This window comes from Microbacterium sp. CPCC 204701 (assembly GCF_004010105.1).
Taxonomy (GTDB): Bacteria; Actinomycetota; Actinomycetes; order Actinomycetales; family Microbacteriaceae; genus Microbacterium.
On sequence record NZ_RRYE01000033.1, the window covers coordinates 1 to 17005 of the forward strand.

The window sequence follows — 17005 nt, forward strand, 5'->3', positions numbered from 1 at the left end:
GCGGCGACGATCCGCAACGACATGGCGCTGCTGGAGGACGAGGACCTCATCGCGGCGCCGCACACCTCGTCCGGTCGCGTTCCCACCGACAAGGGGTACCGCGTGTTCGTCGACCACCTGGCCGAGCTCCGCCCTCTCACGCCCGCGCAGCGCTCCGCCATCGCGTCGTTCCTCGACGACTCCGGCGACCTCGACGACGTGCTGGCCCGCACCGTCCGCGCGCTGACGCAGCTGACCGGTCAGGTGGCGATCGTGCAGTACCCCTCATTCGCACGTGCGAACGTCACGCACGTCGAGCTGGTCCAGCTGGGCGGTGGGCGCATGCTGGTGATCGTCGTCACCGACACCGGCCGGGTGTCGCAGCGACTGACCCTCGTCGGCGACGAGTTCGACGAGCCCGACCTCGCCCGCATGCGCGCGGAGCTCGGCACGCTGCTGGTCGGCAGGCCCGTCCGCAATGGACTGCAGCGCATCGAGGACCGCTTGGCCGCGTCGGCAGCGCACGCCGCTGCGCACGTGCGGGCCACCGACGAGATCGTCCGAACCGTCGCAGAAGAGCTCGAGGAATTCCGGCAGGACCGGCTCGTCATGGCCGGGAGCGCCACGCTCGCGCGCCGCGAGGCCGACTTCCGCGGCAGCATCTACCCGCTGCTCGAGGCGATCGAGGAGCAGGTGACGATCCTGCGGCTGATGGGCGAGATGGTCGCCGACGAACACGGCCTCGCCGCGAGCATCGGACGTGAGAACGAGCCGTTCGGTCTCGCCGAGGCATCCGTCGTCGCGGGCGATTACGACGCCACCGGCTCGCGGGCGCGCGTCGGAGTCATGGGTCCGACGCGAATGGACTACCCGACCAATCTCGCGGCGGTACGAGCCGTCGCGCGCTATCTCACGCGGATGCTCGAGCAGGACGAGGGCACGCGCTGACGCGCACGCGCACACACGATCCCGCGGCCGGCCCGCGGCAGGAAGGCGAAAGTGGCTGACCACTACGAGGTTCTCGGCGTCTCACGCGACGCCACCCCCGACGAGATCAAGAAGGCGTACCGGCGCCTCGCGCGGGAGCTGCACCCCGACGTCAACCCCGGTGAGGACGCATCCGAGCGCTTCAAGCTCGTCACCCATGCGTACGACGTGCTGAGCGACCCCGAGCAGCGCGCGCGATACGACACGGGCGGCGATTCGCCGTTCGGCGGCGCCAATGGCTTCGGCGGCTTCAATGACATCTTCGAGACGTTCTTCGGCGCGGCCGGCGGCTCGCGCGGTGCGCGTCCTCGCTCTCGGCGCGAACGCGGGCAGGACGCGCTGGTGCGCGTCACGCTCGAGCTCGGCGACGTCGTGTTCGGCGTGCACCGCGACATCGAGGTCGACACCGCAGTGCTGTGCGAGACGTGCCAGGGCTCGTGCTGCCAGCCCGGGACGACCCCCGTCACGTGTGACATCTGTCACGGCTCCGGCCACGTGCAGCGGCAGGTGCGGAGCCTCCTCGGAAACGTCGTCACGAGCCAGCCCTGCAACGTGTGCCAGGGGTATGGCACGACCATCCCGTACCCGTGCGCGACGTGTCAGGGCCAGGGTCGAGTGCGCGCGCGTCGCACCGTGTCGCTCGACATCCCCGCCGGCGTCGAGACCGGCCTGCGTCTTCAGCTGCCGGGTTCGGGCGAGGTCGGGCCCGCGGGCGGTCCCAGCGGCGACCTGTACATCGAGGTGACCGTGTCGCCGCATGAGGTGTTCAGCCGCGACGGCGACGACCTGCTCGCGACGCTCGACGTGTCGATGCCCGACGCGATCCTCGGCACGACCACCACGATCGAGTCGCTTGACGGCCCGGTCGACCTCGAGGTCCGTCCGGGCGTCCAGGCGGGCGATGTCCTCACCATCAGGGGTCGAGGCATCACCCCGCTGCGCGGCTCTCAGCGCGGCGACCTGCGCGTCGGCGTCCACGTGGTGACGCCGACCCGACTCGATCACAAGGAGCGGGCGCTCATCGAGGAGTTCGCCAAGCGCACAAAGGCGCCGCCCCCCAAGCTGGCGGAGTTCCACCAGGGGCTGTTCGCGAAGCTGCGCGACCGCTTCCGGAACGGCTGACGGATGCCGCTGCACTTCCTGCTCGACACACCGCTCGCAGCCCTGCCCGGAGAGGCGGTGACCCTCACCGGTGCCGAGGCGCATCACGCGGCCACCGTTCGGCGAGTGCGGGTCGGCGAGGATGTGACGGTCGGCGACGGCCGGGGAGCATGGCTCAGCGGGACGGTCGAGTCGGTCGCCCCGCGCGAAGTCGTCGTTCGCGTCGACGGACGGACGGATGCCCCGGCGCCGAGTCCGCGCATCGTGCTCGTGCAGGCACTGGCCAAGGGCGATCGGGACGAGCTGGCGGTGCAGGCGGCGACCGAACTGGGCGTCGACGAGATCGTGCCGTGGCAGGCGGCGCGCAGCGTCTCGCGGTGGGACGCGGCCAAGGCAGCGAAGGGACGCGTCCGGTGGGCGTCGATCGTGCGCGAGGCCGGCAAGCAGGCACACCGCGCCTGGCTGCCGGAGGTGGCAGAGCTCGCATCCACGAAGGAGCTGACCCAGCGGGCCCGGGCGTCGCGCACGTTCGTGCTCGAGCCCACGGCCGGCGGGGGCCTGAGCGGTGTGATCCTCGACCCGGACGACCGTCGCGACGTCGTGCTCGTGGTGGGACCCGAGGGCGGCATCGCGCCCGAGGAGCTCTCGTCCCTCGAGGAGGCGGACGCGCGTCTCGTCCGGCTCGGCGACACGGTGCTGCGCACCTCGACGGCGGGGCCTGCGGCCCTCGCGGTCGTGAGCATCGCGCTCGGCCGCTGGTGACCGACCGGCCGCCACGGTCTCGGCGCGAGGCCCCGTCGGTAGACTTTGCGCATGAGCGAACCCTCGATCTTCACCCGCATCCGCAACGGCGAGATCCCGTCCGAGATCGTCGCCGAGACCGAGAACGCGTTCGCCATCCGTGACATCGCTCCGCAGGCGCCCCTGCACCTCCTGGTCATCCCGAAGGCCCAGGACTACCGCAATGTGGTCGAACTGGCCGCGGGCGACCCCGAGCTCCTCGCCGAGCTCGTCGGTCTCGCCAACTCGCTGGCGGCCGAGCACGCCGACGGAGACTTCCGCCTGGTGTTCAACACCGGCCCGAACGCGGGCCAGACCGTCTTCCACGTGCACGCGCATGTGCTCGCGGGAGGCCTCGAAGAGAAGAGCCTGAGTGCCTGACGAACCCACCACCGAACGCGTGTACGCCGACGGCGTCGCGATGGTCCAGCTGCTCGGCCCCCAGGATCGCCTGCTGCGCGTCGTGGAACGCGAGCATCCGGATGTCGACGTCCATGTGCGGGGCAACGAGATCACGCTGAGCGGCGAAGCCGCGGCCGTCGCCGCTGCGCGCACTCTGGTGGACGAGCTCCTCGCCATGACGAAGGCGGGCCACTCGCTCGGCGAGGAGGACGTCGCGTCGTCGAACCGCATCCTCCGCACCGAGGGCGGACCGCGCCCCTCCGAGGTGCTGGGCGAGGCGATCCTGTCGTCGCGCGGCAAGGTGATCCGCCCCAAGACCCTCGGGCAGAAGGCGTACGTCGACGCGATCGACGAGCGCACCATCGTCTTCGGCATCGGTCCGGCCGGAACCGGCAAGACCTACCTCGCGATGGCGAAGGCGGTGCAGGCGCTGCAGCGCAAGGAGGTCAGCCGCATCATCCTGACGCGCCCCGCCGTCGAGGCGGGGGAGCGGCTGGGGTTCCTGCCCGGCACGCTCACAGACAAGATCGACCCGTACCTGCGGCCGCTCTACGACGCCCTCAACGAGATGATGGATCCCGAGCTCGTCCCCAAGCTCATGGCGACCGGCACCATCGAGGTCGCGCCGCTGGCGTACATGCGCGGGCGCACGCTGAACGACTCGTTCGTCGTGCTCGACGAGGCGCAGAACACCACGCCCGAGCAGATGAAGATGTTCCTCACGCGTCTCGGCTTCGGCACCCGCATGGTGGTCACCGGCGACATCACCCAGATCGACCTCCCGCAGGGGGCGTCGGGCCTGCGCCTGGTGACCCGCGTGCTCAACAGCGTCGACGACATCCACTTCGCCTACCTCACCAGCGACGACGTCGTGCGGCACACGCTGGTCGGGCGCATCGTCGACGCGTACAGCGAGTACGACGAGCGCAGGCTCGCCGCGCGTCGCGAGCGGGACGAGGCATCCGAGTTCGCCAATCGTTCTGAGCGCCGATCCTCGGCGCGGCCGGCAGGGCCCCGCGACCACCTTCCGAAGCGAGGACGCTCATGACCATCGAGATCGGCAACGAATCCGGGATCGACGTCGACGAGACGGTGCTGCTGCGTCTCATGGAGCACAACCTCGCCGAGCTGCACGTCAGCTCGGAGGCCGACGTCGCGATCCTGCTGGTCGACGAGGGGGCCATGGAATCCCTGCACGTGCAGTGGATGGACGAGCCCGGCCCGACCGACGTCCTGAGCTTTCCGATGGACGAGCTTCGGCCCGGCACCGAGGACACTCCGACTCCGCCCGGCCTCCTCGGCGACATCGTGCTCTGCCCGCAGGTGGCCGAGGCGCAGGCGGTCGCCGCCAAGCACAGCACGATGGACGAGCTGATCCTGCTGACGACCCACGGGCTCCTGCACCTGCTCGGCTTCGACCACGCCGAAGCGGACGAGGAGCGCGAGATGTTCGGGCTGCAGCGCGAGCTCATCGCGTCGTTCCAGGCCGCCGAGCGGCGACGACCGCGCCCATGACAGCTGCTCTCCTGCTCGTCGCGGCAGCACTGCTGCTCGCGTTCGGTGCGCTGATGGTCGCGATCGACGCCGCGCTCGGCGTGACGTCACGCGCCGACCTTGCGGAGCTCGGAGGGGAGGGTCGCAGCACCGTCGCGCTGCAGCGCATCGCCGCCGACCCCGACACCCACATCAACGCGGTCCTCTTCATCCGGGTGCTCGCCGAGACGTCTGCCGCGGTGCTGGTCACCGTGGCCTTCGTGGACCTGTTCGACAGTATCTGGTGGGCGATGCTCGCGGCCGCGATCCTCATGACGGGCGTCTCCTATGTCGTGGTGGGTGCGAGCCCGCGAACGATCGGCCGCCTCCATGCGAAGGCCCTCTTGCGCGGTTCGGCCCCGGTCATCCGGGGCGTGCGGATCCTGCTCGGACCGCTCGCCCACGGGCTCGTCGCTCTCGGCACCCGCATCACCCCCGGCGCATCGCGCGGCGCGAGCTTCGCCTCCGAGGAGCAGCTGCTCAGCATCATCGACGAGGCGGCTGAGAACGAGCTCATCGAGCAGGACGATCGGGAGCTCATCCACTCGGTGTTCGACTTCACCGACACCTTCGTGCGTGCCGTCATGGTGCCGCGCACCGACATGGTGACGGTGGATGCCTCGGCGTCGACGCGCGACGCGATGACCACCTTCCTCGACAAGGGCGTCTCGCGCGTTCCGATCGTCGATGACGACGCCGACGACGTGGTCGGCGTGCTGTACCTCAAGGATCTCGTGCAGTTCGCGTTCCGCGACGAGTCCGGGTGGCGCGACGCGCCGATCACCCGGATCGCGCGCCCCGCTGTGTTCGTGCCGGAGTCGATGAAAGCCGAGACCCTGCTGCAGCAGATGAAGCGGGACGCCGTCCATGTGTGCCTCGTCATCGACGAGTATGGCGGGGTGTCGGGCCTTGTGACCCTCGAGGATCTCATCGAGGAGCTCGTCGGCGACATCTCGGACGAGTACGACCCGCGAGCCGACGAGGTGACGGAGCTCGAGCCCGGGCACTACCGGGTGAGCGCGCGGCTCGGTCTCGACGCGGTGGGCGACCTGTTCGGCTTCGAGCTCGAGGACGAGGACGTGGACTCGATCGGCGGCCTTCTCGGCAAGGCGCTCGGGCGCGTGCCGCAGCCCGGCGCCTCCGCAGAGTACGCGGGTCTCTTCTTGACCGGCGGCGCATCCCGCGGCCGAGGCCGTGGCATCTCGACGGTGTTCGTCGAACGCAGCGCGTCGGCGCCCGAACCCGGCCGCGGTCCGCGGACGGGCGAGATCCGCACCATCGGAACGCGCACCGGCGAGACCCGCATGCCGAAGAAGGAGGACACCGCATGACCGAAGCCGTCGCCAAGGCTGCCGAGGGGCGGTCCGGATTCGTCACGTTCGTGGGCCGTCCCAACGTCGGCAAGTCCACGCTCACCAACGCGCTGGTCGGCGAGAAGGTCGCCATCACCAGCGACAAGCCGCAGACGACGCGGCGCGCGATCCGCGGCATCCTGAACCGCCCCGGCGGACAGCTCGTGATCGTCGACACGCCGGGTCTCCACAAACCCCGCACCCTCCTCGGCCAGCGTCTCAACGATCTGGTCGAGCAGGTGCTCGGCGACGTGGACGTCATCGGGTTCTGCGTGCCGGCCACCGAGAAGGTCGGACCGGGCGACCGCCGCATCGCGGAGTCCCTCGATGGCTATGCGCGCGCGAAGAAGGTCGCCATCGTGACCAAGACGGATGCCGCCACGCGTGAGCAGATCACTCAACGTCTCATCGAGGTCGACCAGCTGCGCGAGGATTGGGCAGCCGTCATCCCGCTGTCGGCACTGACGCGAAACCAGCTCGAGGTGCTGAGCGACGAGCTGCTGTCGCTCATGCCAAACGGCCCTGCGCTGTACCCGGACGATATCGTGACCGACGAGTCGACCGAAGATCGCATCGCCGAGATCATCCGCGAGGCCGCGCTCGACGGCGTGCGCGACGAGCTCCCGCACTCGATCGCGGTCGTCGTGCAGGACATCGCCCCGCGAGAGGACTCGGACCTCACCGACGTCTACGCCGACGTGGTGGTCGAGCGCGACAGCCAGAAGGCGATCATCATCGGGCACAAAGGCTCGCGCCTGCGGGATGTGGGGGCGCGCGCGCGGGCGGGCATCGAGCCGCTCCTGGGCAGCCGTGTGTATCTCTCGCTGCACGTGCGCGTCGCGAAGGAATGGCAGCGCGACCCGAAGCAGCTCGGCCGCCTCGGTTTCTGAGGCGGGCGGCGCGTCAGCCCGTCGTCTCGCGCAGGGCGGACCGGATCACCACGATGTCCGTGCCGTAATCGTCGTCGGCAGCCTGCTGCCACGTCCCGTCATCCCACACGACATCGACCCACAGTCGGCCGTCCTGCGGTGACGAGCTGAGATACGCGTCGCCCAGCGCCGCCGGCATCTCCTCCTGGATGCGCAGGAGCGTCGCCTCATCGGTCGAGCCAGGCTCGCCGCCGGTCGGGTCCTCGATCATCATCGGGTCGTAGAGCGCCAGCATGACGGGTGGCTGCGTCACGGTGAACGTCTCGCCGTCGTACGTGCCCTGCACGGCGTAGGCGCCCCACGTGGTGTCGGCCGAGGTCTCGGACCCCTCCACGCCTTCCCAGGTCCAGCCCTGAACGGGCAGCCCGGAGCACTGCGGCGGGTACGACTCGGCGACCGGCCCGAGGCACAGTTCGACCGAACCTCCGACATCCATGACCGTTCCGACGCCCACGACGTCGCCCTGCGGCGGTGCTGGCCAGTGCGATCCGAGCGACGCTCCGGGCGGCGCGTCGGACGCCGAAGGCGTCGCGCAGGCTGCCAATCCGGCGGCGGCGACGGCGAGCAGGGCGATGCTGAGAGATCGGCGGTGACGGTGGCTCATACCGGGGAAGTGTCGCGCGGATGACGATCGTCTCGTCCGGGTTCTCGGCATCCTGCTACCATCGAACCATGCGCGCTGGCTCGCTTCTCCTTCTTAGCCGCCGCGACGAGACCTCGTTCTAGGGCCTTCCTCGTCGCGGAGCTTCTCGTTGGCCCGCACATCTGGCTCTCAGCCAGCCCGATCGGAGACCGATCGAGGTTCACAACGGAAGCGACCACTCATGAAGAACACCCAGCAGCCGTCCGGTATGCCGATCCACAAGTACCAGCCGTTCCACGAGCAGTTCGCCGTGCAACTGCCCGACCGCACCTGGCCCGACAAGCGGATCACGACCGCACCTCGATGGTGCGCGGTCGACCTGCGCGACGGCAACCAGGCGCTCATCGATCCGATGAGTCCCGAGCGCAAGCGCGTCATGTTCGATCTGCTCGTGAGCATGGGCTACAAAGAGATCGAGGTCGGCTTCCCTTCGGCGAGCCAGACCGACTTCGACTTCGTCCGGCAGCTCATCGAAGACGACGTGATCCCCGACGACGTCACGATCCAGGTGCTGACGCAGGCCCGCGCGCACCTCATCGAGCGCACGTTCGAGTCGATCTCGGGCGCGAAGCGCGCGATCGTGCACCTGTACAACTCAACGAGCGTGCTGCAGCGCGAGGTCGTGTTCCGCACCGACAAGCAGGGCATCATCGACATCGCCCTCGAAGGTGCGCGGCTGTGCCGCGACTTCGAGAAGCGCGTCCCCGAGACCGAGGTCTTCTACGAGTACTCGCCCGAGAGCTACACCGGCACCGAACTCGAGTTCGCGGTCGACGTATGCAACCAGGTGCTCGATGTGTTCGAGCCCACGCCCGAGCGCAAGGTCATCATCAACCTGCCGGCCACGGTCGAGATGGCGACCCCGAACGTCTACGCCGACTCGATCGAGTGGATGAGCCGCCACCTGAATCACCGCGAGAACGTGATCCTCTCGCTGCACCCGCACAACGACCGCGGCACCGCGATCGCTGCCGCGGAGCTCGGCTACATGGCCGGCGCCGACCGCATCGAAGGATGCCTCTTCGGCAACGGCGAGCGGACCGGAAACGTCGATCTCGTCGCACTGGGCATCAATCTGCTGACCCAGGGCATCGACCCGCAGATCGACTTCAGCGACATCGACCAGGTGAAGCGGGCGGTCGAGTACTGCAACCAGCTGCCGGTGCACGAGCGCAGTCCGTGGGCCGGCGACCTGGTCTTCACTGCGTTCAGCGGGTCGCACCAGGACGCCATCAAGAAGGGCTTCGAGGCGATGGAGGCACGCGCCGCCGAAGCCGGCGTGACGGTCGACGACATCGAGTGGGCGGTCCCGTACCTGCCGATCGACCCGAAGGATCTCGGGCGGTCGTACGAGGCGGTCATCCGCGTCAACTCGCAGTCCGGCAAGGGCGGGGTCGCGTATCTGCTGAAGACCGACCACGCGCTCGACCTGCCGCGAAGGCTTCAGATCGAGTTCTCGGGCGTGGTGCAGACGAAGACGGATGCCGAAGGGGGCGAGGTGACCAGCGACCAGATCTGGGCGATCTTCACCGACGAGTACCTGCCCTCGACGGTCCCGGGAGATCGCTGGGGCCGCTTCGAGCTTCTGGCCACCAGCACGCGGAGCGACATGTCGGGCGACGTGGCGCTCGATGTCACCCTGCGTGACGGCGACGAGCAGTACGAGGCATCAGGACACGGCAACGGTCCTGTCGCGGCGTTCCTCGAGATCGTGCGGGCGCAGGGCTTCGACGTGACGCTCTACGACTACGTCGAGCACGCGCTCAGCGCCGGCGGCGACGCGCAGGCTGCCGCGTACGTCGAGCTGCAGGTCGACGGCGAGCGCCTGTGGGGCGTCGGCATCGACGGAGACATCTCGACCGCATCGCTCAAGGCGATCGTGTCGGGTGTCAACCGCGCGATCCGCACGCGGGAACGCTCCGGAGCCCTCGCGGTGGTCTGACAAGGACGCCGGTCCTCCATCTCCTGACGCGAAACACCAGCCGATCGGGCGACACGCCGGGCAGCGGCTTCCGCCACCGGCGTGCCGTCGTGACCGGCTGGTGTCTGCCGGGGCCGAGGCCGCGGGCTGAGTGTTCCTGGGGCCCATCAGGACTTCACGATCGGGATCGTCGAGGTCTCGACCGCGACCTTGCGGCGGTACAGCGCGCGCTGCTCGGGCAGCGAGATGTCGAAGATGACGGCGAGCAGACGGATGACGGTCGTCACGGCGATGCCGATGGCGGCGGCCACCACGACGTTCGCGCCGAGTTCGTGCGCGGTCGCGAGGACGAGGCAGCCTACGCCCGCGGCCACCGCGTAGAGCGATCCGACGTGCATGATCGCGACGGGGAGGCCCATGATCATGTCGCGCAGGATGCCGCCGCCGACCGCGGAGCACACGCCGACGAACACGGCGGGGACGAGAGGCAGCCCGAGCACGAGCGCCTTGCTGGTGCCGAACGCGCCGAAGAGCCCGATGACGAGCGCGTCCAGCCCGACGATGACGGCGTTGAGCCGCTGGAAGAGCCCGGCCAGCAGCATCCCGAACAGCGCAGCGCCTGTCGCGGTGAGCAGATACCAGTTGCTCTGCAGGCTCGTCGGTGTGACGTTCAGCAGCAGATCGCGGATGAGGCCGCCGCCCATTCCGACGACGATCCCGATGATGGCGACCCCGAGCATGTCGAGGCGCCGCTGACCGCGGAAGCCGGACGCGAAGAGTGCGCCCTGGATGCCGCCGAGTCCGACGGCGACCAGATCCGCCCACAGCGGGATCACGAAGGTCTGCTCGTTCACCTCTCCATTGTCGCCGTGCGCGGCACCCGCATCGGGATTCAGGGGATGTGGGTGCGCACCGCGTCGAGGAAGCCGTCGAGGTCGTCTGTCCACAGCCGCACGGCGTGGATCTCGACCTCGTCTCCGCCGAGCCGCGTGCGCACGGGGCGTTCCAGCACGACCAGCACGTTCGTCTCGTTCGCGATGCGGATCGCGAGGGTTCGCCCGTGAGGCTCGTCCCTGACCTTCGGCGCCTTCTCGGTGACGTCTCGCGACCGCTCCACGGAGGCGATGTCGTCCCACCGCAGGTCGACATCGAGGTCGGTGCCGAGTCTGGCGCGGATGCCGTCCGGCCCGACGGCGTGCGGACGCGTGAGGTAGCCGAGAAGGAACCCGATCATCCACGTGAGTCCCCAGATGCCGAGCGCGAGGAGCGGGATCCGCAGCCAGGGCCAGGGGTGCACGATGAGATCGATGATCGGCAGCTCCACCGCCGACAGGACGATGAAGATCACGAGGATCGTGAGCACGGGGGAGTGGTACGAGAACGCCGACGCCCCTGCCGGCACGCGCGGCCGCCGGAAGGCCCATCGGTACAGGCTCTGCCAGATGCCGACCTCGGCGCGCCAGGCCGCACGCGCGAGGCGCGCGACGGGGTGCGCGCGGGCAGTGGTGGGCTCGGTCCCGACGCTCATCCGAGGGTCGCCCGTTCGTCCTCGCGCGCCGCGTGGTCGGCGATCAGCTCAGCGAGTCTGCCCTGGATGTGCTCGAGCGCACCGGCCACGAGGGCGACGGTGTCGTCGTCGAGCCCCGCGACGAGGTCGCTTCCGAGCGCGGTGTGCTCGGCATCCATCGTCTCCATGATCGACAGTCCGCGCTCGGTGAGATGCACGAGGACCGCGCGTCGATCGGTCGGATGCGGCTCGCGGCGCGCGAACCCCGTCGCGTCGAGCGCGTCGACGAGCGCCGTGACGTTGCGCGGGGTCACACCGATGGCCTCCGCGAGCTGGATCTGCGTCGCCGGCCCGCCGTGGTAGAGCACCCACAGCAGGTGCGTGCGCGCAGTCGTCAGCCCGCGCCGATCGAGCTCGGAGGCCTGGTCCGCCTCCAGCAGCTGCGAGATCGCGAGAAGGCGATCGAGAATGTGCGTGCGTGACATAGTGAATAGTGTACATAATGTATAGGCAGCGGCTTTCGCGACGTCCGCGACCTTCGCCGCGTGGGGTCGCCCGCGAGGTCGGCCGGCACAGCGATAATTGACGGGTGCCCACCTACCGCGACGAGATCGTGGTCCTGCGAACCCACAAGCTGGGCGAGGCCGACAGGATCGTGACGATGCTGAGCCGTCGCCACGGCAAGCTGCGCGCAGTCGCCAAGGGTGTTCGGCGCACCTCGTCGCGGTTCGGTGCGCGGCTCGAGCCCTTCATGGTCGCCGACGTGCAGCTGTACCAAGGCCGTTCGCTCGATATCGTTCAGCAGGCCGAGTCGCTCGGGTCGTACGGTGCCGACATCGCGGTGCACTACGACAGGTACACCGCCGCCCACGCCATGGTCGAGGCGGCAGACAGGCTGAACGAGGCCGAGGCGACCCCGCAGCAGTACCTGCTGCTCGTGGGCGGCCTGCGTGCGCTGTCGCGCGGGGAGCACGCCGCGCGCAGCGTGCTCGACTCGTACCTGCTGCGCGCGATGGCGCTGTCGGGCTGGGCTCCCGGTCTCTCGGAGTGCGCGCGCTGCGGACGCGCCGGCCCGCACGACACGTTCGTCGCGCAGCAGGGCGGCCTCGTGTGCGGCGACTGCGCACCCACCGGTGCGGCGCGCATCGACCCTGCGACCGTCTCGCTCCTTCAGTCGCTCATGGCAGGGGAGTGGGACGCGGTGGATGCCGCGACCCCGCGTTCGACGGCTGCCGCGTCCGGCCTCATCGCCGCGTACGCCCAATGGCACCTCGAGCGCGGCATCCGCTCGCTCTCCCACGTCTCGGGCGCACCGCAGGAGGGCGTCAGGTGACCCCCAAGCCGTACACGCATCGCGACGCGGTGCCCTACCGACCCCTCGACTGGACCGGCGTGTACCCGCCCGCATACGACCGGGGGACCGTGCCGAACCACGTCGCGATCGTCATGGACGGCAACGGCCGCTGGGCGAATCGCCGCGGACTCACCCGCATCGAGGGCCACAAGGCCGGCGAGGCGGCGCTCCTCGACGTGGTCGCCGGCGGAATCCAGGCGGGCGTCAAGCACCTGTCGGTGTACGCGTTCTCGACCGAGAACTGGTCGCGTTCGCCCGACGAGGTGCGATTCCTCATGGGGTACAACCGCGACGTGCTGCATCGTCGACGCGACCAGCTCAACGAGTGGGGCGTACGCATCAGATGGGCGGGCCGCAAGCCCCGCCTGTGGTCGAGCGTCATCAAGGAGCTGCAGTACGCCGAGCAGCTCACCGCGGGCAACGACGCGCTGACACTGACGATGTGCGTCAACTACGGCGGGCGCATCGAGATCGTCGACGCGATGCGGTCGATCGCCGACGACGTGGCAGCGGGCAGGCTCAAGCCCTCCGCAGTGTCGGAGAAGCTCATCCAGCGGCGCCTCTACCGCCCCGACATGCCCGACGTCGACCTGTTCCTCCGCTCCAGCGGCGAGCAGCGCACCTCGAACTTCCTGCTGTGGGAGTCCGCGTATGCCGAGTTCGTCTTCCTCGACACGCTGTGGCCCGACTTCACGCGAGCCGACCTCTGGCGCGGGATCGACGTCTACCTCGGCCGCGAGCGCCGGTTCGGCGGCGCCGTCGACGAGCCCGCCCGCGGGTGAGGCCGGTCTGGCGCCACATCACTCACATCGAGGGATGACGGCGCCCTGCGTGTCCTCCTAGCCTGGCCTCGAGGGAAGCCGGCGCCTCCGAGGCGCGGCGCAGGAGGAGAGCCATGCTGCACAAGCGGGAATCCATCAGGAACGAGCTGCTCGACGAGGTCTTCGCCTCGTCGGATCTGTCGATCTCGATGCCGAAGTACCGGATACCCGAGACCGAGCATCTCGCCCGGCACGCATACCAGGTCGTCTCGGACGAGCTCATGATGGACGGCAACTCGCGCCAGAACCTCGCCACGTTCTGTCAGACGTGGCTCGAGCCCGAGGTCCGTCAGCTCATGAACGAGACCCTCGACAAGAACATGGTCGACAAGGACGAGTACCCGCAGACCGCGGCGATCGAGGCGCGCTGTGTGCACATGCTCGCCGACCTGTGGAACTCGCCCGACGCGGTGAACACCTTGGGCACGTCGACGACGGGATCGAGCGAAGCAGCCATGCTCGGTGGCATGTCCCTGCTGTGGAACTGGCGGGCGCGTCGGCGCGCCGCCGGCAGGCCCGCCGAAAGGCCGAACCTCATCACGGGTCCTGTGCAGGTGTGCTGGCACAAGTTCGCACGCTACTGGGACGTCGAGCTGCGCGAGATCCCGATGGAGGGCGAGCGGCTGCTCATGACCCCCGACGAGGTGCTGAAGCGCGTCGACGAGAACACGATCGGTGTCGTGCCGACGCTCGGCGTGACCTTCACGGGCGGGTTCGAGCCGGTACAGGCAGTGAGCGAGGCGCTCGACAAGCTCGAGGCCGACGCCGGCCTCGACATCCCGATCCATGTCGACGGAGCGAGCGGCGGTTTTCTCGCGCCGTTCACCGCGCCCGACATCGTGTGGGACTTCCGCCTTCCGCGCGTGAAGTCCATCAACACGTCGGGGCACAAGTTCGGCCTCGCGCCGCTGGGCGTGGGCTGGGTGGTGTGGCGGGATGCCGCGGACCTGCCCGACGACCTGATCTTCGACGTCAACTATCTCGGCGGCGACATGCCGACTTTCGCCCTGAACTTCTCGCGACCGGGCGGCCAGATCGTCGCGCAGTACTACAACTTCCTCCGGCTCGGCAGGGAGGGCTACCGCAAGGTGCACCAGTCGTGTTACGACACCGCGATGCTGCTCGCCGCCGAGATCGGCAAGCTCGAGCACTTCGAGATCATCAACGACGGCAGCCCCCAGGCCGGGATCCCGGCCGTGTCGTGGAAGCTCAAGGAGAATGTCGAGCACCCGTTCACGCTCTTCGACCTCGCCGACCGGTTGCGCGTCCGCGGATGGCAGGTGCCCGCATACACGCTGCCCGCCGACCGCGAGGATCTCGCCGTTCAGCGCATCCTCGTCAGGGTCGGCTTCAGTCGCGACGAGGCGTCGCTCCTGATGGACGACTATCGTGCCGCGATCGCACACTTCGACCGGCACCCCATCACCGTGCCGATGACGGAGGAGGAGGCGGGTTCCTTCCACCACTGAAGCGGAACACCGCAGCATGACCGTCACGGCGAAGCACGCGATGCGCAGGCGTCGATCACGGACGAGGCGACTGCGTCGCGAGTCGTGGGGCTTCGCAGCCGGCTCGGCGCTGTTCGCCCTGGGCGTCGTTCCCTGGTACGCCGATGCCGTCGGCCTGGTGTGGGATGCGGCGACCTTCTTCGTGGGCTCGATCCTCTTCACGCTGGCGGCGTTCATCCAGCTGGCCCTGAGCGGACGGCGCCCGCCGCGTCGGTCGTCGTCGCCTGCGGATTTCGCGGACTGGTGGTCGGCGGCGGTGCAGTTCGTCGGCACGCTGCTGTTCAACGTGAGCACAGGAGCCGTGCTCGCAGGCGCGCTCCGACAATCGGCGACGGCATCGACCGGCTGGGTTCCGGACGCCTGGGGTTCCGCGGCCTTCCTGCTCTCGAGCGGCGCCGCGCTGGTGGCGGCACATCGGCGGCACGAGCTGTGGGATCCCGATGCGCGAACAGCGCACGGTACGTGGCTGAACATGGCGGGGTCGATCGCGTTCGGCTTCTCGGCGGCCGGTGCGTACGTGCTGCCGGCGACCACTGAGATGCTCGACGTGCGCTGGGTCAACGCCGGCACGTTCGTCGGCGCCGTGTGCTTCTTCCTCTCCGCAGTGCTCGCTCGACGCTCGATGGAATACGAGACGCGGCGAGCGGGGTTGCCCTCAGCATGACGGATGCGATCAAGATCGACGTGTGGAGCGACATCGCCTGCCCCTGGTGCTACATCGGCAAGCGGAATCTCGAGAGGGGATTGGCCGAGGCATCCGCCGATGACGACGCCCCCGCGGTCGAGGTGACGTTCCACTCGTTCGAGCTGTCGCCCGACACACCCGTCGACTTCGAGGGTGGTGAGGCCGACTACCTGGCCACGCACAAGGGAATCTCGTCCGAGCAGGCGCAGCAGATGCTCCAGCGCGTCACCGGCGTCGCTGCGGAGGCAGGCCTCGAGTACCGGTTCGACCTCCTCAAGCACACCAACACCGTGAAGGCGCATGAGCTGCTGCACTTCGCCAAGGAGCAGGGTCGTCAGCACGAGCTCGCCGAACGCCTGATGGCCGCGTACTTCACCGAGGGGCGTCATCTCGGTCGCGAGGACGAGTTGGCGGCGCTGGCGACGGATGCCGGCCTCGACACCAATGCGGCACGCGAAGCGCTGCGCAGCGGCCGGTTCCTCGACGCCGTGCGCGCCGATCAGGCGCAGGCGGCCGCGTATGGGATCAACGGCGTGCCGTTCTTCGTGATCGACGGCAAGTACGGGGTTTCGGGCGCACAGCCGGCCGAGGCGTTCACGCAGATCGTGCGCCAGGTCTGGGCCGAGCACCGCGAGCCGGCGACGGCCGCGAACTGATTCGCGAGGTCAGCGGGGCAGGCTCGCCTCGATGACCCCGACGACGGCGGGGTCGTCGGGCTTGACGTTGGGACGGAACCGGTGGATCGCCCCCTCCGGGGCGATCACGAACTTCTCGAAGTTCCACCGGACCGGGCCCTTCTTGCCCTCCGCGTCGCGCGTTCGCTTGAGTGCCTTGTAGAGCGGGGCGGCCCTGCCGCCGTTGACCTTGACCTTGTCGAAGACCGGGAACGTCACGCCCCACGTGGTGGAGCAGTACTCCAGGATCTCGTCGATCGAGCCGGGCTCTTGCCCCATGAACTGGTTGCACGGGAACCCGAGCACGGTGAATCCCCGGTCGGCGTATGCGCGCTGCAGCTGCTCGAGCTGCTCGTACTGCGGGGTCAGACCGCACTTGGAGGCGACGTTCACGACGAGCAGGACCTGGCCCGCGTAGTCGGACAGTGTCGCGCTGCCGCCGTCGGCGGTCTGGAACGGGATCTCGCGCAGGTCGGTCGTGGTCGCCTCGGTCATATCCCCAGGCTAAGCCCTCGGATTCAGCGAAGCGCGAGATTCCTCTGGGAGAATGAACCCGTGACCACTGCCATCGCGTCCGCGCGGACTCTCCGCATCGGGCCCATCGACCTCGACGCGCCGGTGGTGCTCGCGCCGATGGCGGGGATCACCAACACGGCATTCCGGCGGCTCTGCCGCGAGTACGGCGCCGGACTCTACGTCAGCGAGATGATCACGACGCGCGCGCTGGTCGAGCGCAACGCCACCACGATGCGGCTCATCACGCACCACGAGTCCGAGACGCCGCGCTCGATCCAGCTGTACGGTGTGGATCCCGCGACCACCGAGGCCG

The 17005-nt window shown here is 69.1% G+C and carries 20 protein-coding genes; 15 read left to right on the top strand and 5 right to left on the bottom strand.

Annotated elements, in window-relative coordinates; translation table 11 throughout:
* The 8 genes from hrcA to era all read left to right on the top strand — a co-directional run.
* Window positions 1-927: heat-inducible transcriptional repressor HrcA (gene hrcA, locus EIO58_RS04400; RefSeq protein WP_127818465.1), on the top strand; the 927-nt coding region annotated here is incomplete at its 5' end.
* A gap of 51 nt (window positions 928-978) precedes the next feature.
* Window positions 979-2088, top strand: a complete 1110-nt coding sequence (dnaJ, locus tag EIO58_RS04405) for a molecular chaperone DnaJ (protein WP_127818466.1) — start codon at window positions 979-981, stop codon at window positions 2086-2088.
* A 3-nt stretch (window positions 2089-2091) separates the two neighbouring features.
* The gene (locus EIO58_RS04410; RefSeq protein ID WP_127818467.1) at window positions 2092-2829 is read left to right on the top strand and encodes a 16S rRNA (uracil(1498)-N(3))-methyltransferase; all 738 of its coding nucleotides are present in this window, start codon (window positions 2092-2094) and stop codon (window positions 2827-2829) included.
* Window positions 2830-2880: 51 nt separating this feature from the next.
* Entirely contained in the window at window positions 2881-3228 is a 348-nt protein-coding gene (locus EIO58_RS04415; protein ID WP_127818468.1) for an HIT domain-containing protein, read from the top strand.
* A 40-nt stretch (window positions 3229-3268) separates the two neighbouring features.
* A complete protein-coding gene (locus tag EIO58_RS04420; protein WP_240658563.1) occupies window positions 3269-4297 on the top strand; it encodes a PhoH family protein in 1029 nt (342 codons plus the stop codon).
* On the top strand, window positions 4294-4764 hold the full coding sequence (ybeY, locus tag EIO58_RS04425; RefSeq protein ID WP_127818470.1) for an rRNA maturation RNase YbeY: 471 nt from the start codon (window positions 4294-4296) through the stop codon (window positions 4762-4764). The genes EIO58_RS04420 and ybeY overlap by 4 nt, the downstream gene beginning before the upstream one ends.
* Window positions 4761-6113, top strand: a complete 1353-nt coding sequence (locus tag EIO58_RS04430; protein ID WP_127818471.1) for a hemolysin family protein — start codon at window positions 4761-4763, stop codon at window positions 6111-6113. The genes ybeY and EIO58_RS04430 overlap by 4 nt, the downstream gene beginning before the upstream one ends.
* Window positions 6110-7024, top strand: coding sequence for a GTPase Era (era, locus tag EIO58_RS04435; RefSeq protein ID WP_127818472.1), 915 nt, complete (start codon window positions 6110-6112; stop codon window positions 7022-7024). The genes EIO58_RS04430 and era overlap by 4 nt, the downstream gene beginning before the upstream one ends.
* 13 nt (window positions 7025-7037) lie before the next feature.
* On the opposite strand, the gene EIO58_RS04440 is transcribed toward era, so the two are convergent.
* Complete coding sequence (locus EIO58_RS04440; RefSeq protein WP_127818473.1) at window positions 7038-7667, bottom strand: hypothetical protein; 630 nt, start codon at window positions 7665-7667, stop codon at window positions 7038-7040.
* A gap of 220 nt (window positions 7668-7887) precedes the next feature.
* Between EIO58_RS04440 and leuA the strand changes: the two genes are divergently transcribed.
* Window positions 7888-9648 carry a 2-isopropylmalate synthase gene (gene leuA / locus EIO58_RS04445; RefSeq protein ID WP_127818474.1) on the top strand — a complete coding sequence of 587 codons (1761 nt, stop codon included), beginning with the start codon at window positions 7888-7890 and terminating at the stop codon, window positions 9646-9648.
* A 146-nt stretch (window positions 9649-9794) separates the two neighbouring features.
* Here leuA and EIO58_RS04450 read toward each other — a convergent pair whose 3' ends face one another.
* Genes EIO58_RS04450 through EIO58_RS04460 form a run of 3 tightly spaced genes read right to left on the bottom strand, consistent with a single transcriptional unit; the run spans window position 9795 to window position 11619 of the window.
* Window positions 9795-10481 (bottom strand): trimeric intracellular cation channel family protein, encoded by a 687-nt coding sequence (locus EIO58_RS04450; RefSeq protein WP_127818475.1) that lies wholly within the window; start codon window positions 10479-10481, stop codon window positions 9795-9797.
* Between the two features lie 38 nt (window positions 10482-10519).
* Window positions 10520-11155 carry a hypothetical protein gene (locus EIO58_RS04455; protein WP_127818476.1) on the bottom strand — a complete coding sequence of 212 codons (636 nt, stop codon included), beginning with the start codon at window positions 11153-11155 and terminating at the stop codon, window positions 10520-10522.
* The gene (locus EIO58_RS04460) at window positions 11152-11619 is read right to left on the bottom strand and encodes a MarR family winged helix-turn-helix transcriptional regulator (protein ID WP_127818477.1); all 468 of its coding nucleotides are present in this window, start codon (window positions 11617-11619) and stop codon (window positions 11152-11154) included. Before EIO58_RS04460 ends, EIO58_RS04455 begins: the two co-directional genes overlap by 4 nt.
* Before the next feature lie 104 nt (window positions 11620-11723).
* Between EIO58_RS04460 and recO the strand changes: the two genes are divergently transcribed.
* From recO to EIO58_RS04485, 5 genes are all read left to right on the top strand, one after another.
* Window positions 11724-12467, top strand: a complete 744-nt coding sequence (gene recO / locus EIO58_RS04465; RefSeq protein WP_127818478.1) for a DNA repair protein RecO — start codon at window positions 11724-11726, stop codon at window positions 12465-12467.
* Window positions 12464-13270: an isoprenyl transferase gene (locus EIO58_RS04470; RefSeq protein WP_127818479.1), complete on the top strand. Its 807-nt coding sequence runs from the start codon at window positions 12464-12466 to the stop codon at window positions 13268-13270. Before recO ends, EIO58_RS04470 begins: the two co-directional genes overlap by 4 nt.
* A 113-nt stretch (window positions 13271-13383) precedes the next feature.
* A complete protein-coding gene (locus EIO58_RS04475; RefSeq protein ID WP_127818480.1) occupies window positions 13384-14778 on the top strand; it encodes a glutamate decarboxylase in 1395 nt (464 codons plus the stop codon).
* A gap of 16 nt (window positions 14779-14794) precedes the next feature.
* Window positions 14795-15481 (top strand): hypothetical protein, encoded by a 687-nt coding sequence (locus EIO58_RS04480; protein ID WP_240658562.1) that lies wholly within the window; start codon window positions 14795-14797, stop codon window positions 15479-15481.
* Window positions 15478-16158 carry a DsbA family oxidoreductase gene (locus EIO58_RS04485; RefSeq protein WP_127818481.1) on the top strand — a complete coding sequence of 227 codons (681 nt, stop codon included), beginning with the start codon at window positions 15478-15480 and terminating at the stop codon, window positions 16156-16158. The genes EIO58_RS04480 and EIO58_RS04485 overlap by 4 nt, the downstream gene beginning before the upstream one ends.
* A gap of 9 nt (window positions 16159-16167) precedes the next feature.
* Here the strand turns inward: EIO58_RS04485 and EIO58_RS04490 are convergent, their stop codons facing one another.
* Window positions 16168-16671 (bottom strand): glutathione peroxidase, encoded by a 504-nt coding sequence (locus EIO58_RS04490; protein ID WP_127818482.1) that lies wholly within the window; start codon window positions 16669-16671, stop codon window positions 16168-16170.
* A gap of 60 nt (window positions 16672-16731) precedes the next feature.
* Between EIO58_RS04490 and EIO58_RS04495 the strand changes: the two genes are divergently transcribed.
* Window positions 16732-17005: tRNA-dihydrouridine synthase (locus EIO58_RS04495; RefSeq protein WP_205789129.1), on the top strand; the 274-nt coding region annotated here is incomplete at its 3' end.